This window comes from uncultured Slackia sp. (assembly GCF_944321625.1).
In the GTDB taxonomy this organism is placed as follows: Bacteria; Actinomycetota; Coriobacteriia; order Coriobacteriales; family Eggerthellaceae; genus Slackia.
The window spans coordinates 1-14,669 of sequence record NZ_CALUMA010000095.1 but is presented as its reverse complement, the minus strand read 5'-3'; the positions used below and the strand labels follow the sequence as shown (position 1 = coordinate 14,669).

The following is a 14,669-nucleotide window of genomic DNA, read 5'->3' as shown; positions in this document are numbered from 1 at the left end:
TCGGGCATCAACCCGGTGTTCATCTACGCGATGTTCGGCGCTGTGGTGTACGCCATCCAGATTGCCGGATATTTTGTGGGGTACGCCTCCGAGGGCAACGGCGCGCTGGGCGTGGGACAGCTTTCGGCAGTGGCGGTGGTGTCGCTGTTCGTGCTGCTGGTGGCATCGCTCGCCGCCGGGCAGAGCCGGCCTTTGCACACCACGCGCCTTGAGTTTCTGGCGCCTTCACCCAAACGGCTGAGGCCCGCGCCCGAACCGCGCATTGTTGCCACGAACGTCGTGCAGGTGATTGACGTGGAGCCGCAGGCGAGCACCCCGGATGAGAGCCGCGCGCATGATGAGGACGGCCAGCCTGGCGCACGCAGGCCCCTCGACATGCGCGAACCCTCCGGCGAGCGCGATCCCTTCGACACGAATGCCCCCTCTGGCGAGCGCGACCCCCTCACCGCGTTCGGCTCCGCCCACGAAAAAGGCGATGCGCACGCCGAGCGCTGGCACAGCAGCGGCCCGGTTATCGACCGTCTTTCCAAGCAGTGCCGCCACGTGGCCGACGAATACGGCCTTTCGGCGCGCGAGACCGAGGTCATGGAGCTGCTCGGCCGCGGACGCACCGGCCCCGCCATTGCGGAGGAGCTATTCATATCGGAAAACACCGTGCGCACGCATATCAAGCGCATCTATGCCAAGGTGGGCGTGAGCAAGAAACAAGAGCTTTTGGCGGTGCTGGAGCACACGTCGCCAGCATAGCGAGACCTTTGGCGTATACTGGCCGCGAACAATACCGTCTTAGCACGTCAGGAGCGCATTATGGCAAACGAAACGTCCGCGAAAGACCCCAAGCGGGAGACCAGGCAAGAGGCCAAACGCTATCACAATTTCAGCCCTGAATTCATCGAGCAGTGGAATGCCGACCAGGCGGCGGGCAAGGCCAATCCCTTCGCTACGCCCGATTCCGCCGTCGTGCGGCGCAACCCCGCGCGCGACATGTCGCCGCGCATCCACCGCCCGCCGTTCCAGCGCGACATCGACAAGATCATCAACGTGCCGCCGTACAACCGTTACGCCGGGAAAACCCAGGTGTTCAGCTTCGTGCGCAACGACGACATCAGCCGTCGCGGCCTGCACGTGCAGCTGGTAGCACGCACCGCTCGCACCATCGCGCGGCTGCTGGGCCTGAACCTCGACCTCACCGAAGCCATCGCTTTGGGCCATGACCTGGGGCATACGCCGTTCGGCCATGCAGGCGAGCACATTCTGAACGACCTCTATCACGCCGATACCGGACGCTACTTCAATCACAACGTGCACAGCGCGCGCGTGATGGATCACCTCTACGCACGCAACGTGAGCCTGCAGACGCTCGACGGCATCCTGTGCCACAACGGCGAAAGCAGCCAGAAGGTGTTTCGCCTGGGCGATGTGCATGATTTCGATGCCTTCGATGCCCAAATGGAAGCGTGCTACGTGGACGAGCAGGCCATCGGACACCTGCGCCCCTCCACGCTGGAAGGCTGCGTGGTGCGTATCTCGGATATGATCGCCTACGTGGGCAAAGACCGCCAGGACGCCATGAACACCGGCGCCCTCGGCGATGACCGCGACTTCTCCGAGGGCGTGGTGGGCGTGCAGAACGCGCAGATCATCAACAATCTCACGGTGGACATCGTGGAGCACAGCTACATGCAGGACTGCATCAGCATGAGCGAAGACGCGTTCCAAAGCCTCAAGACCGCCAAGGCAGAGAATTACGAGCGCATCTATTTGGCGGGCGACCAGGGCGACATCTACGAAGACGAGATTCGTCCCATGTTTGAGGAGCTTTACGAGCAGCTCTTGGTCGACCTGCGCGCAGGCAACGAAAGCTCACCGCTGTTCAAGCATCACATCGAACGTATCGAACGCCAGCGCCGCATCTATGAGGACGAGCGCCCCTATCGTCAGGAAGAGCCACATCAGATTGTGGTGGATTACCTCGCCGCGATGACTGATGAGTATTTCCTGGCGGCGCACCGTTTCATATGCCCCAACAGCGCACATCACGTGGAGTTCCGCGACTACTTCGACGGCATGGATTACACGCCGTCTCACTAGGCCTTCCCTGCCCCAATGACAAAAGCCGGCAGCGTTGCCTGCCGGCTTCGTTTCCCCAGACAACAGTCCGGATTATACCTCGCGCGGCGGAAGACCCAACAGGCGCGCTCCGTTGTCGTAGAGGATGGCGCGCTGCTCTTCCTCGGTGAAGCCGATGTGCGCCATGCGCGTGAGGAAGTCCGCCGTGTCCTCCCAGGGCGAGTCCGTACCGAAGAGAATGCGGTCAGCGCCGAACGAGCGGATGGCTTCCAGAATGAACTCGTTGGGCTTGTGGCCCAGTTCGAACGCCGTGTCCATATACCCTGGCCACTCGGGATAAATCTCGGGGAAATGATGGAAGTCCATCGCACCGCCAAAGTGCGCAAGTACCGTGCGCTCATAGGGGAATTTATCGAAATAGCACTCGATTTCAGGCGTTGAGCAATCCCAGTCAGAGCCCACCGTGGGATAGTCGATGCCGGACCCCGTATGGAACAGAATCACCATGCCTTCTTCGATTGCGGCCTTATATATAGGATACATGCGCGGATCCGCCATGCGGAAGCGTTGGTTCACCGGGTGGAGCTTGATGCTCTTGAACCCCAGCTCAGCACAGCGACGAATCTCACCCACCGGGTCATCCATCCACGGATACACGCCCATGAACGGGATAATTCCCTCATCGTGCAGATGATCTTGCAGCCATACGTTGAACTGCGGCACCTAGCGTTCGTTGGTAGGCACGGGAAGCACCACCGAGTGCGTGACGCCTAAGCGTGCGCGGCGCTCGGCCAAGCCGTCAAGCGTACCGGGGTCGAACACCGTAATACCGAACGAGTTCTCGAAATAGGCGCGCATGCGCGGCGCGAACGAATCAACCCAGCAATGGCAGTGGAAATCGAGAATGGGGCCTTGCGGCAGCATGCCCGAGCCCGATCCCTCGTCGGGGCGGCTGTAGCGGTAATGCCAGATGGGCCAGCCGTCAGCATCGGGATGCCCCTCGGGGTCCGCCATGCGCCATTCTTTATCTTCTGCAACGCACGCGTCCATCGTCCATCCCTGATCGGGATAGCGCCTCTCATGCGTCGTATGAACTTGCCAGGTCACGATTCCTCCCTCAGTTGCGCTAAGCTGACATCATAGCGCTCCTTGCTCACCAATCGCAAAGAACCTGCCGCTTGCGAACACAAACCCTGCCCAGCACCGAGCCAATCGATGCGCTCAAGCGCATCCGATGACGTCAATTTCGACAAAGCACCACGTCAGACCGGGGGTCGAAACTCGCAAAAAAAAGTCGAAAATTGCAAAAATAGTCGAAACCCGCAAAAACGAAGAAGTGCACGCACCACCCTCGGCACCGACCGACTACGGGCGCAAATGGGCACAAACGCCCTTGAACAGCGTTTCCGGACAACAATACTTTCCTTTTTTGCTATTATGCCTCCTCATAGGTAGAGGCGCGCCTTTCATCAGTAGCCTTGCTTGACGCCGGGGCGGCGTGGGGCGAAAGGGGATGGCGCCGAAGGCCGTACGGATGCCCCGTCCGCACGGTACTGGGCCGCGGCAGAACATGCCGCGGACTGTCGCGAATGCGGAGAGCTGCCATGATCGAACGCCGAACGCTTGGCGTTCGATCATGTCTACGCTCAACGCGGAAAGGATTGGGCGTGGAATTCGTCAATACCGGCTGGGCTTTGCTCCCGGCAATCGTCGCCATCGTCTTGGCACTCGTAACCAAAGAGGTTTACATCTCATTGTTCGTCGGCATCCTGATGGGCGCCCTGCTGTATTCGGGCCTCAACCCCATCGGCACGCTTGATGCCATCATCAACGACGGTCTCATTCCCGCGGTTGCCGAGAACGCAGGCATCTTCATCTTCCTGGTGCTCTTAGGCATGGTGGTCGCGCTGGTGAACTCCGCAGGCGCCGCCGTGGCGTTCGGCCGCTGGGCCGGCAAGCACGTGAAGTCGCGCATCGGCACCGAGCTCGCCGCGTTCGTGTTGGGCGTCCTGATCTTCGTGGACGACTACTTCAACTGCCTGACCGTGGGTTCGGTCATGCGCCCGCTTACTGACACGCATAACATCTCGCGCGCCAAGCTGGCCTTCATCATCGACTCCACCGCAGCCCCCATCTGCATGATCGCCCCCGTGTCCTCGTGGGCGGCGGCCGTGTCCGGCGTGGCGTCCGACCTCAACATGAACGGCATCCAGCTGTTCATCGAGGCCATTCCGTTCAACTTCTACTCGCTGCTCATGATCGTGTTCGTGGTGGGCATCATCGTGTTGAACTTCGATTACGGTCCGATGGCCAAGGCCGAACTTGACGCATGGCGCGACGGCGAGCTGGGCAACCTCGATGACGAGACGCCCGTCGCCGACAACCCCAAGGCAAGCCTGTGGGATATGCTTCTGCCCATCATCGTGCTCATCGTGTGCTGCATCGGCGCCATGCTGTACGTGGGCGGCTTCTTCGGCGGCGATGCCAACGGCGACGTGGTTGCGGCCTTCGCCAACACCGACGCCTTCACCGCCCTGCCGTGGGGCTCGCTGATCGCCGTGGCATTCACGTTCCTCTACCTGATCGCGCGCCGCATCCACACGCTGACCACCGCTTCTAATTCGTTCGTCTCCGGATTCAACGCCATGGTTCCCGCCATCCTGGTGCTCACCATGGCCCTGTCGCTGAAGAACATGACCAGCCTGCTGGGTGCCGACGTGTTCGTCGCCGGCCTGGTGGAAGGCACCGCTCCCGCGCTGTTCAACATGCTGCCCGCCGTCATCTTCCTGGTGGCTCTGGGCCTGGGCTTCTCTACGGGCACCAGCTGGGGCACCTTCGGCATCCTGCTGCCCATCATCATCCCGATCTTCGTGGACGACCCCTCGCTGCGCATCGTCGCCATCTCCGCCGTTCTGGCCGGCGCCGTTGCGGGCGACCACTGCTCGCCCATTTCGGACACCACGGTCATGTCGTCGGCAGGCGCCAGTATGCTGCACGTCAACCACGTGTCCACGCAGCTGCCCTACGTGATCACGCTGTGCTGCATCTCGTTCGTGATGTTCATCATCGCCGGCTTCGTGCAGAACGCGTTCATCTGCCTGCCGCTGGGCATCCTGCTCACCATAGGCACGTTGCTGGTGCTTAAGAAGACCATCGGCAAGAGCGTGAAGGGCATTCCGCGCGCCGAGCACACCAGCGTGGAAAGGCTGGCGGAAGGACAGTAAGACCTGCCCGAAAGCCCAGTACATAGCCTATCAAGACACTGAGGCCCGCCATCATCCCCGATGGCGGGCCTTCGTCTATGTGGCTATGTCAACACGTAATCTATCTCAATCAGTGTCCGGAGCCATCAAGAAGGGCGCCTCGCCAACCTGGCAAGGCGCCCATGAATCGCTCTACGAATCAAGCCCGACCCCTAGTAGCGGCTGTCGAAGATGCGCTGGGTCTTTTTCTCGGAACGCGGCAGCTCGCCCATGGGCACGGCCACGGCATCGGGCGTGCAGCCGATCTTCGCCTTGAAGATCATCGCCAGCTCTTGCTCGCACTTCTCTTTGGCCTCGCCCTCGAGCGGCGTCTCGAACAGCACGGTGAGGATGTCCTTGCCGCTAATGTTTTCAATCATCACCTGATACTCAGAGCTTGCGCCGTTGGTGATGGCCAGCACTTCCTCCACCTGCGCGGGGAACATGTTGCAGCCCTTGACCTTGAACATGTCGTCGGTACGGCCGGTAAGCGTGTCGATGCGCGGATGTTCCAAGCCGCAGGCGCAGGTGCCGGGAATGATGCGCGTGATGTCGTGCGTGCGATAGCGGATGAGCGGCGCGCCCTGCTTGCGCAGCGTAGTGATGACCAGCTCGCCCGTCTCGCCGTCGGGCAGCACTTCGCCGGTCTTGGGGTCCACGATTTCGATGTACAGGTAGTCGCTCCAGATGTGCATGCCATGGTGTTCGCTGCACGAGATGCCGATGCCGGGGCCGTAAATCTCGGTCAGGCCGTAGATGTCGAAAATCTCGATGCCCAGTTCGTTGGCGATGCGGGAACGCATCTTCTCACCCCAACGCTCGCTGCCGATGACGCCTTTGCGCAGATACAGCTGGTCGCGCAGCCCACGCTCGGTGATGACTTCGGCAAGCAGCAACGCATAGGAGCTCGTGGCCGTGATGACCGTGCTCTTAAGGTCCTGCATCATCTTGAGCTGCTTCTCGGTGTTGCCCGGCCCCATGGGGATGGCCATGGCGCCCAGGCGCTCGCATCCCAGCTGGAAGCCGATGCCCGCCGTCCACAGGCCGTAGCCCGGCGTAATCTGGATGCGGTCGAGCGGCGTGATGCCGGCGGTGTGGTAGCAGCGGGCAAACATGTCGGCCCAGTCGGACACGTCCTGCGCGGTGTAAGGGATGATGACCGGCGTACCCGTGGTGCCGCTGGACGAGTGGATGCGCACGACTTCCTCATCAGGCACGGCCTGGATTCCCAGAGGATAGGCCTCGCGCAAATCGGCCTTTTCGGAGAAGGGGAGCCTCTCGAAGTCGTCCTGGGTTTGAACGTCGGTCAAATCGATGTCGGCGAATTTGCGCGCGTAGAACGGCGAGCGGTCTTTCAGGGTTGCGAACTCTTTTTTGAGCAGGTCAAATTGGGTATCGGTGAGCTGCATGGTAATCCTTTCGACGGGTGTCGGCACTGCGGTCGTTGAGCGGTGCGAAAGAGGAGGCGCTTGCCCGAATGCTGCCACGCATGGGCAATGCAAAGGAAGCGCAGAGCTGCGAGATTTCGCAGCCTTAAGGCACTTCAAGCCCACGGAGGACTTGAAGCTAAAGCCATCGACCCGCCGCGCCCATGCGCACGGCTGATGCAAAGGATATGTCGATGCGATTCGTCATGGCGCTATTGTATGCTAAAGTGCGATAGTTTGAAATGCGGAACGGTTAAGCGCTCGTAAAATCCTGCCGAGTACCACGCTGCGCCTCGTTGCCACAAGGGCGCATCTTCCTAAAGGCAGAATAAGCGCGTTGTCTTACGCCCCGTCGCCCCTCTCCACCAGGTCAATCAAATCCTGATGAGCATGAATGTCCAGCTTGGCGTAGATATGCTTCACGTGCGCCTTTACCGTGTTGCGCGAAATCGTGAGCTGCTCTTGGATATAGGTGCGGTCGCGTCCGCGCGCCAGCATCATGAACACTTCCAATTCGCGTGCAGTCAGACCGTAGCGCTGCGCTACCTCGCGGCACCGATTCTCGAACTGCGCCTCGGGCGTTTCGGCCGCCGCTTCGACAACGGGCGCCACGCCTTGGATGGTTTCCGCAAAACTGAACTTACGCAAGCCGATGAGCGCATAGCCGACAAATATCAAAATGATGGCTCCCTGCGCAGCCGCAACCATGTGCGTATCAAGTCCGAACGCCTGATTTGACCACACGCCAATCGCGGCACCCAGCGTGGTTCCGAGGCCCGCGACGCCGCGACCCCACGCGAATATCGCCACCGACGCCCTGCGGTTGCGCGCGGCGGCCGAAATGAGCACGACCCAGGCCACAATGTCGAACAGCGTGTTGCCTGCGGAAAGCAATGTGGTGCTCACGATGCGCACTTCCGCCCCCAACGTCGCTGAAACGAAAAAGCCTCCCACCACGCAGAGCACTGAAATCTGCGTGATCAAATCAGCAGAAAGAGCCTTGCTGCGTCGCAGCAGGACAAACGCCGCCAGTGCGACCACGGGAACAATCACCAGAAAGTCGGAAAGGGGCACGCCCTCTACCTCGCCAAAGCGAAGCGAAAACCCGAATGCGACACGAAACAAAAACAGGCACACGAACAACTGGCTACCCAGGGGAAGAAACGATGAGGGCTGCGTGACCGCCACATCGATAGGTGCCTCGCCACGCTCGACCTCCTGGAATACCGGAAGAGCGTCGCGCCACACGAGCGCGAACGCGACCATGGGCAGTATCAAAAACGCCAGCACGCCGACGCCCGAGGGAATGACCCACAAAAGCGCCGTGAAGAGATAGTATGCGACGAAGGCAAGCACGATGCACGGCGCGATTCGGCGGCTGTCCAGGCGCGACGCCGCAACGCCCACCGCCACCATCGCCCAGCCGCGCGCCATGGCCACGATGCACGCCGAAACCGTGAGCAGCCACGCGTTATCAAGCGCAAGGGACCACAGCAGTAAAAGCGAGCCTACTACCGTGCTCACAACCACGATGCGGAACGACGCCTCGGAGTGCAACCATGCGGGCCGGAGCGTGCCCACAAGGCCAAGCGCCACAAGCGTCACGGCGTTTGCCACGACCGATATATCGCGCGCATAGGTGAAAAGCGGGTCGAACAGCGGGAATACCGCCACATTCATGAGGGACGTCGCCAAAAGAATGCACGTAGCAGCGGCGCACACCCGAATGAACTGATGCGTCGCTTGCTTGGAAGCCCCATCCACGGGTACCGCTGTTGTTTCAGTTTGCATCGTCGCCCTCCCCCGGCGTTTAAACGAGCACGAGCATTGTACCAGCACCCCAGCATTCCCTTGGAAACGCACCAAAGCCCCGTCGGCGCGGAAACGCCGACGGGGCGGAAGAGGGGGCTGTGTTCGTCATGCGCAAAGGCGACAAACGCGGTCATTTGCCCGCCGCCACGATGTGCGCCTTGGCTATTTGCCCTGCGCAGCCAGCATGCCGGCGCGACGTCCGAACGTCATCGTGCGCCCAGCGGCCAGCCCCGTCATAAGGTTGGGGTAGCTCACGCTAAAGAAGCCGCCCGAATCATTGCCCACCATGAACAGGCCATCGATCTGCTTGCCCTCATCGGTGATGGCATGCATATCGGTGTTGATGCGCACGCCATCGATGGTGGCCAGGAACCACGCACCCGTGCGAACGCCATAATATGGCGGATGGTTAAGCTTGGTGAGGCGATAGGGCTCCTTGTTGTAGTCTTCGTCCTTGCCCGCATCGGCAAAAGAGTTGTAACGCTCCCAGGTGGCAACCGTAGCCTCAACGGGAAGATTGAGCTTTTCGGCAAGCTCTTCCATGGTGTCGGCCTGCTGGATGTAGCCCGCTTCGATGAGCTCTTCGAAATCGCTCGCCATCTTGCTGATGGGCATGTTGGAGGGAGCCCCGTTATCGAAGGGATACAGGCGGCAGCAACCCACTTCGTTGAGCTGTTTCACCTGGTCGACGTAATCGGAATCCCAGATATCCACATAGGTGTGATGCGGCTGCATGTAGGCGGAGTGCAGCATGTAGTCATACGGACCGCTCTCGTTGCAGAAGCGCTCGCCGTTAAGATTCACCTTAAGGAAGGGCTGCTCGCCAAACCAAAACCATTTGCCAATGAGATCGCTGCCCGCCACCTCGTCGGGCTTGCAGCACGCGCGGTTAAACGTGACCGCGCATCCCAGCGGGTCGATGGCCGCGCCGCACCACATTGCAGCCTTGATGCCATCGCCCGTGCAGGCGCCGCCCACGGGAACGTTGATCTTAAGGCGGTTGTTCCACGCCTGGCGGGCTTCCACCATCTCGGTGTTGGCAACATAGCCGCCGGTAGCAAGAATGACTCCCTTGCTGGCGTTCACGCGAATGTAGTGCAGATCGTTGCCGTCCTGGCAGATGACGCCGGTTACGCGACCCTCGTCGTTCTGCTCGCACTTGACGAGCATGGTGTCGTAGCGGAACTCGGCGCCCAGCTCGATGGCGTAGTCGCGCAGGCAGGTGCCGAACGACACGTTCTCGTCCTCAGTGAGCTTCTGGGGGCTGTGGCCCGTCGCCCACGCCTTGTCGCGCGCACCCTGACCCGTCGTGCCGATGGAGCCCTCGTGCCACATCTTGAATTCGCCGTTGCGCTCCACGATGTCGGCAATCCAGTCGATCATGGCGCCAGACTCGTCGGCCCACAGCTTGATCAGGTTGTAGTCCACAAAGCCGTTGGCGTAGCGGACGATATCCTCCATGGCCTCCATCTTGTTGATGGCGAACTCGGGGAATTCTTTCTCGGTCTCTTTCTGGTAGCGGGAGTCGATGGCGCCCAGGTCTTCGCGCGGATCGGCGATGGCGCTCATCTGCTCGATGCCCAGCACCTTCGCGCCGTTCTCGGCGGCGGAGATGATGGCGGGAATGCCGCCGGTGCGGCAGCCCACCACCACGACCTCGGTATCGATGGTCTCGGTAATCAGGGATTCATCGATCTGGGGCGCCTCACCCAGCCAGCTGGGGCCGGCAGGCGCCTGCGTGGTGGGGTTCTTGGTTTCCTCGGTGCTGACGTAGCCGTTTCCGCAGCCGGCCAGCGTGGTGGCAGCGGCAGCAGCCAGAGCGGTGACGCCGGCGCCCTTCAGGAAATTGCGGCGGGAGAAGCCCGCAGCGTTGTTCGTGGTCTTATTCACTTGCGGCCTCCCATCCCTCAGGAAGATTCAGCTGATGGCACTTGGCGCAGTACAGCTGGCTGGTTTCGTGCACTTTGTGGCAGTCGCCGCACTCGAGCTGATTGTCCTGATGGCTGGAATGCGGATTGTACTTGGCGTCATTGCCCTCGAAGCCCCACGTAGCGTCCACGATGTCGTTCATGCTGTGGCACTCGGGACGTGCGCAAAACTCCTCGTTGGCGAATTCCTTGCCCGTGGCGAGCATGCCATCCTCGCCCATCGGATAGCTGTCAGACACCCATGCCATGACCTCGCTCACCTGCGTGGTGAGCACCGCCTCGTGGCAGTCCAGGCAGCTGTCGCCCGCCTGGGCATGCTGCGTGATCAGCTTGCCGGGATCGTTGGACGTGTAGCTTTCGACGTATTTGTCCATCGGACTGTGGCACACGGCGTTGCAGAAGCTGGGCTGCTCATGCCACACCCAGAAGCCCGCGCCGGCGGCAACGATGACCACCACCGCGACGATAGCGGCGATGATGCCCTTCCTAGGGCGTGCCTTCTTGGGAGCCGCAGCGGACTCAGCGGCGTCGGCGGACACTGCCGCGTTCTGCTCGACGGCGTCGGTCTGCACGAGATCCTGGCCGTTGCTGTTCTCGGTCATTCCCTCCCCCTTTCCTTCGATTCTGTCGGGAATCCGTGATGTCAGAATGCATCCGAAGGAGGAAAATGGCTATGCCCCCCGTGGGGTAATCTTTGAGAAATGCCTGTTCAGATAATGTTTCGGGCTTGCGCACTTCATGCAATCAGGCAACGACGCACAAACCACCCACGGCAGGAGCTTTTGGATTTCCTTCCTTTCGTTGCATTGCGCAACAACAAGCTCTTGTATAGCTTTCTATTCAATGCTATACATAGAGGAGACGATTGAGACGCCAGCAAAGGAGGCGCCATGTCGAGTCAGTCGCTAGTAGGAGCTCCCATCGCCGCCCAAAGCGCGACGTCCGCCGCGAGTCGGACGTCGCGCCAGGCCCAGATGAATGTGCGCATGGATGCGGCGCTGAAGGCAAGTGGAGATGCGGCCTTAGCTCAAGCAGGATACACCCCTTCTGCCGCCGTACGCGCGCTCTGGGCATTCGCCGCGACTCACGCTGCCGCACCGCAGGAAATAACCTCTCTCTTGGATTCAGTGGAATCTGCCGCGAAAGATGAAGCGGACAATCGTGCCGCCCATCGGCTGGCCCTTGTCGAAAAGGGCCCGCGCGCCATCGCGTCTTTCATGCATCGTTTCAATGCAGGCGTCCCAGTCGCCTGCAGCGGGTACGAATCCGATGATGACCTTCTCTTCGAAGCCCTAACTGAGCGCATGCGCGAACGGGGGACGCTATGAAGGGCGCACTATCATTCCTCCTTGACACCAATGTGTGGATGGACCATTACCTGGCAAGACCGCAAAGAGAAAACCCCGCGACGCGCCTCTTGCGCCAGGCCGCTCAATGCGAGCACGTGGCGTTGTTTTACGCCCCCACCACCGCCAAGGATGTTTTCTTTCTCCTGGAGAGAACGCTCAAAACAATGGCCCGCTCCGAAGACGCAGAGCTGCCGGAAGGCGCAGCGGAAGCGGCACGTGAAGTAGCGTGGGCTTGCATAGATAACATGAGCGAATTGGCAACGACGGCTCCCATCGATGAGAGCGAGCTGTGGATAGCACGCAAATTCAGGCACGACCACGGCGATTTCGAAGACAACCTCATCATTGCCGCCGGGGAACGCGCCAACGTGGACTACATTGTTACGAGCGATAAGCAGCTTCTCGCCCACTTACCGGCAATAGCCATAACGCCGCAACGAGCCTGTGAGCTTATCGGACAACGCTAGGCGCCTCCCGATAATCCCCAGCTGAAAATCAACCGCGTGTTTAACCGCGATTGTGCGCATAGAAAAGGGGCATCATAGCCCGACGCTCCCTTCAATACTCCGCCGCTTCATCAGCCGCCTAAGCGAGCAACGCCTCGACGGCAGGTACCGCGCCCTGGATGGTTTCCGCACCTAAGCGAGCAATGCTTCTACCGCATCGATGGCGGCGAGGTTCATATCTTTGAACCGGGGCTTCACGCAAGCGGCCACGGCATCCTTGAATTCCTGCAGGGTGAGGCCGAGTACGCCCGCATGCACGGCAACCGTGAGCAGCACGATGTTGAGCGTTTTGGCGTTGCCGATGCGCTCGAGGATGGGAGCCTCATTCACCACGTAGAGCGTGCTGATGGATGAGGCGGTTTCCTGGGCGCTTGCCTGCTCCGGCACGAAAACCGATTTCGGATCGGCAGCGGGAACCTGCGCGGCATCGCCCACGGCGTTTGATGCCTCGACAGACTCAGCCCCATGCCGCACATCCGAGGAGCCGTCCCAACCCTCACCCGCGAGCCTCTCCGTGCGCTCGGAGCCAGACTCAGGCTCGACGCGCGCGACCTCTTTCACGCAGGCCGCCTTCACCCGCAACGCCTCTAGCACGGCGCTCGCCTCGTAAGGCTCTTTGGAGAGCGACGCCGTAACCGGCTGCACCACGCGCGATGCCGTCACCATCACGCCGCCGGGTTTCAAAATGCGAGCCATGCGTACGCCCTCGCCAGGCTCGAACGCGATGAGCATGTCGGCATAGCCTTCCGATACCAGAGGTGCCGCCACCTGCTCGCCGCAGTCACCCATGCGAACGTGGCTCACCACGCTGCCGCCGCGCTGCGCCATGCCGATAGTCTCGGCCGTACGCACGTGCCAACCGCGCGCCTGAGCAGCCTGCGCCAGAATCTTCGCCGCAAGCACCGTGCCTTGCCCGCCGATTCCCGTAAGCACTATGTTCTTCATCGCGCATCCTCCTTGGAATCGACAGTCGCCTTGATGCAGTCGAACGGGCAGACCTGGGTGCACAGGCCGCAGCCGGTGCAGAGCGTGGGATCAACCGTTGCGACGCCTGGACGTTTGCGAGCCTCTTCGTTCGCCTCGCGTGCGCCATGCACGTCAAAGCCGATGGCCGGGCAGCCGATGCTCGTGATGCACTTCTTGCAACCCGTGCACGCCTCCGCGTCGATGGTCACCGGCGCTTCGGGCTTCACCAGATTCACGCACGGCGCGCGGAAGATGACGGCCGACACCCCTTCGTGCTCGAGCGCACGCGTCACCGCGTCGATACTCTCCTGGAGATGATGCGGATTGGCGTGCTCGATGCACTTCACGCCCAGCGCCTCGAGCGTCGCCTCGATGGAGAGCGGTTCGCTCATCGTGCCCATGAGCGTGCGCCCGATGCCGGGATGCGGCTGGCCGCCCGTCATGGCCGTGGTCGAGTTGTCCAGGACGCACACGCAGATGTCATGCCCGTTGTACGCCGCGTTGGCCACGCCGGTCATGCCGCTGGCAAAAAACGTCGAATCGCCTACGAACGCAAGCTGTTTGGCGCCCGGCTCAACCGTGCCCAAGCCCTGCGCCATCGTGATGCCGGCACCCATGCACAAGCACGTATCCACCGCATCGAGCGGTTGAGCGTTGCCCAGGGTATAGCATCCGATGTCGCCGGAGAACACGGCCTTCACGCGCATCTTTCGCACCGCCTGCTTGGCGGCGTAGAACGCGCCGCGATGTGGGCAGCCCGCGCACAGCACAGGAGGACGCACCGGAAGTTTCGCGGCAGGCGCGGATGCCAAGCGGTCAATCTGCCGATCTACGCGATGGATGCGGCGGGCGGCCAATTCCTCCTCAAGATCGTCGCCGGCGAGGCCGCGCGCCTCCAGCTCCAGCGTGTCGAACTGGCGCCGCAGAACCTCGGCGACCGACTCGACCGTGTTCTCGCCCACGCCGTGGCACGCGCCGCTGCGCCGGCCTTCCACGCGCACCGCGGGAAGCCCCGCCGCCGCACGCAAGCCCATGAGACGCACGAACTCGTCCTCAATCACGTGGTCGAGCTCCTCGAACACAATGATGTGGTCCACGCGGTCCACGAAAGCGCTTGCACGTGCCACCGGGAACGGGAAGGGCGTTCCCACCTGCATGAATTCATACGGAATGGAACCGTACAGGCGAGCACGCTCCTGCGTTGCAGGCTCTTGCGCGATCATCGCCAGCGCCTCGCGCACGTAGGCGGTCGACACGCCGCCGCACACGATGCCCAGCGTTTTGGCGGAATGCGTCGCGGGGCTCTTGGGCTCAGCGTCCGATGCCGCGAGACCGCGCGCATCGGCGCCCGACTCGACGGGATTGAAGC

13 protein-coding genes and 1 riboswitch are annotated in these 14,669 nt (G+C 61.5%); of the genes, 5 read left to right on the top strand and 8 right to left on the bottom strand.

Translation table 11 applies throughout. The annotated features are described in order from the left end of the window. Both Q0J60_RS08475 and Q0J60_RS08470 read left to right on the top strand, forming a co-directional pair. Positions 1–747 (top strand): helix-turn-helix transcriptional regulator (locus tag Q0J60_RS08475; protein WP_294440534.1); only part of this gene is annotated, 747 nt, incomplete at its 5' end. A 60-nt stretch (positions 748–807) separates the two neighbouring features. Continuing rightward, complete coding sequence (locus Q0J60_RS08470) at positions 808–2,091, top strand: deoxyguanosinetriphosphate triphosphohydrolase family protein (protein ID WP_294440531.1); 1,284 nt, start codon at positions 808–810, stop codon at positions 2,089–2,091. A gap of 72 nt (positions 2,092–2,163) precedes the next feature. On the opposite strand, the gene Q0J60_RS08465 is transcribed toward Q0J60_RS08470, so the two are convergent. Next, positions 2,164–2,793 carry an amidohydrolase family protein gene (locus Q0J60_RS08465; protein ID WP_294440529.1) on the bottom strand — a complete coding sequence of 210 codons (630 nt, stop codon included), beginning with the start codon at positions 2,791–2,793 and terminating at the stop codon, positions 2,164–2,166. After that, positions 2,794–3,177: a hypothetical protein gene (locus tag Q0J60_RS08460; RefSeq protein WP_294440527.1), complete on the bottom strand. Its 384-nt coding sequence runs from the start codon at positions 3,175–3,177 to the stop codon at positions 2,794–2,796. Between the two features lie 337 nt (positions 3,178–3,514). Then, positions 3,515–3,680, top strand: a riboswitch (Lysine riboswitch). Positions 3,681–3,737: 57 nt separating this feature from the next. Here Q0J60_RS08460 and Q0J60_RS08455 point away from each other — a divergent pair. Then, positions 3,738–5,294 carry a Na+/H+ antiporter NhaC family protein gene (locus tag Q0J60_RS08455; RefSeq protein ID WP_294440524.1) on the top strand — a complete coding sequence of 519 codons (1,557 nt, stop codon included), beginning with the start codon at positions 3,738–3,740 and terminating at the stop codon, positions 5,292–5,294. A 191-nt stretch (positions 5,295–5,485) separates the two neighbouring features. Here the strand turns inward: Q0J60_RS08455 and Q0J60_RS08450 are convergent, their stop codons facing one another. The 4 genes from Q0J60_RS08450 to Q0J60_RS08435 all read right to left on the bottom strand — a co-directional run bounded on the left by Q0J60_RS08450 (position 5,486) and on the right by Q0J60_RS08435 (position 11,081). Beyond that, positions 5,486–6,721: a phenylacetate--CoA ligase family protein gene (locus Q0J60_RS08450; RefSeq protein ID WP_294440522.1), complete on the bottom strand. Its 1,236-nt coding sequence runs from the start codon at positions 6,719–6,721 to the stop codon at positions 5,486–5,488. A gap of 360 nt (positions 6,722–7,081) precedes the next feature. Further along, positions 7,082–8,530 carry a LuxR C-terminal-related transcriptional regulator gene (locus Q0J60_RS08445; RefSeq protein ID WP_294440519.1) on the bottom strand — a complete coding sequence of 483 codons (1,449 nt, stop codon included), beginning with the start codon at positions 8,528–8,530 and terminating at the stop codon, positions 7,082–7,084. 183 nt (positions 8,531–8,713) lie between these two features. Then, positions 8,714–10,441 carry an FAD-binding protein gene (locus Q0J60_RS08440; protein WP_294440518.1) on the bottom strand — a complete coding sequence of 576 codons (1,728 nt, stop codon included), beginning with the start codon at positions 10,439–10,441 and terminating at the stop codon, positions 8,714–8,716. Continuing rightward, complete coding sequence (locus tag Q0J60_RS08435) at positions 10,434–11,081, bottom strand: cytochrome c3 family protein (protein ID WP_294440516.1); 648 nt, start codon at positions 11,079–11,081, stop codon at positions 10,434–10,436. Before Q0J60_RS08435 ends, Q0J60_RS08440 begins: the two co-directional genes overlap by 8 nt. Before the next feature lie 372 nt (positions 11,082–11,453). Between Q0J60_RS08435 and Q0J60_RS08430 the strand changes: the two genes are divergently transcribed. Together Q0J60_RS08430 and Q0J60_RS08425 are read left to right on the top strand one after the other, a co-directional pair. Continuing rightward, complete coding sequence (locus Q0J60_RS08430; protein ID WP_294440515.1) at positions 11,454–11,807, top strand: type II toxin-antitoxin system RelB/DinJ family antitoxin; 354 nt, start codon at positions 11,454–11,456, stop codon at positions 11,805–11,807. After that, a complete protein-coding gene (locus Q0J60_RS08425; RefSeq protein ID WP_294440513.1) occupies positions 11,804–12,295 on the top strand; it encodes a PIN domain-containing protein in 492 nt (163 codons plus the stop codon). The genes Q0J60_RS08430 and Q0J60_RS08425 overlap by 4 nt, the downstream gene beginning before the upstream one ends. A 171-nt stretch (positions 12,296–12,466) precedes the next feature. On the opposite strand, the gene Q0J60_RS08420 is transcribed toward Q0J60_RS08425, so the two are convergent. Together Q0J60_RS08420 and Q0J60_RS08415 are read right to left on the bottom strand one after the other, a co-directional pair. Beyond that, on the bottom strand, positions 12,467–13,279 hold the full coding sequence (locus Q0J60_RS08420; protein ID WP_294440511.1) for a 2-oxoacid:acceptor oxidoreductase family protein: 813 nt from the start codon (positions 13,277–13,279) through the stop codon (positions 12,467–12,469). Further along, positions 13,276–14,669: thiamine pyrophosphate-dependent enzyme (locus tag Q0J60_RS08415; protein ID WP_294440508.1), on the bottom strand; the 1,394-nt coding region annotated here is incomplete at its 5' end. The genes Q0J60_RS08415 and Q0J60_RS08420, both read right to left, overlap by 4 nt.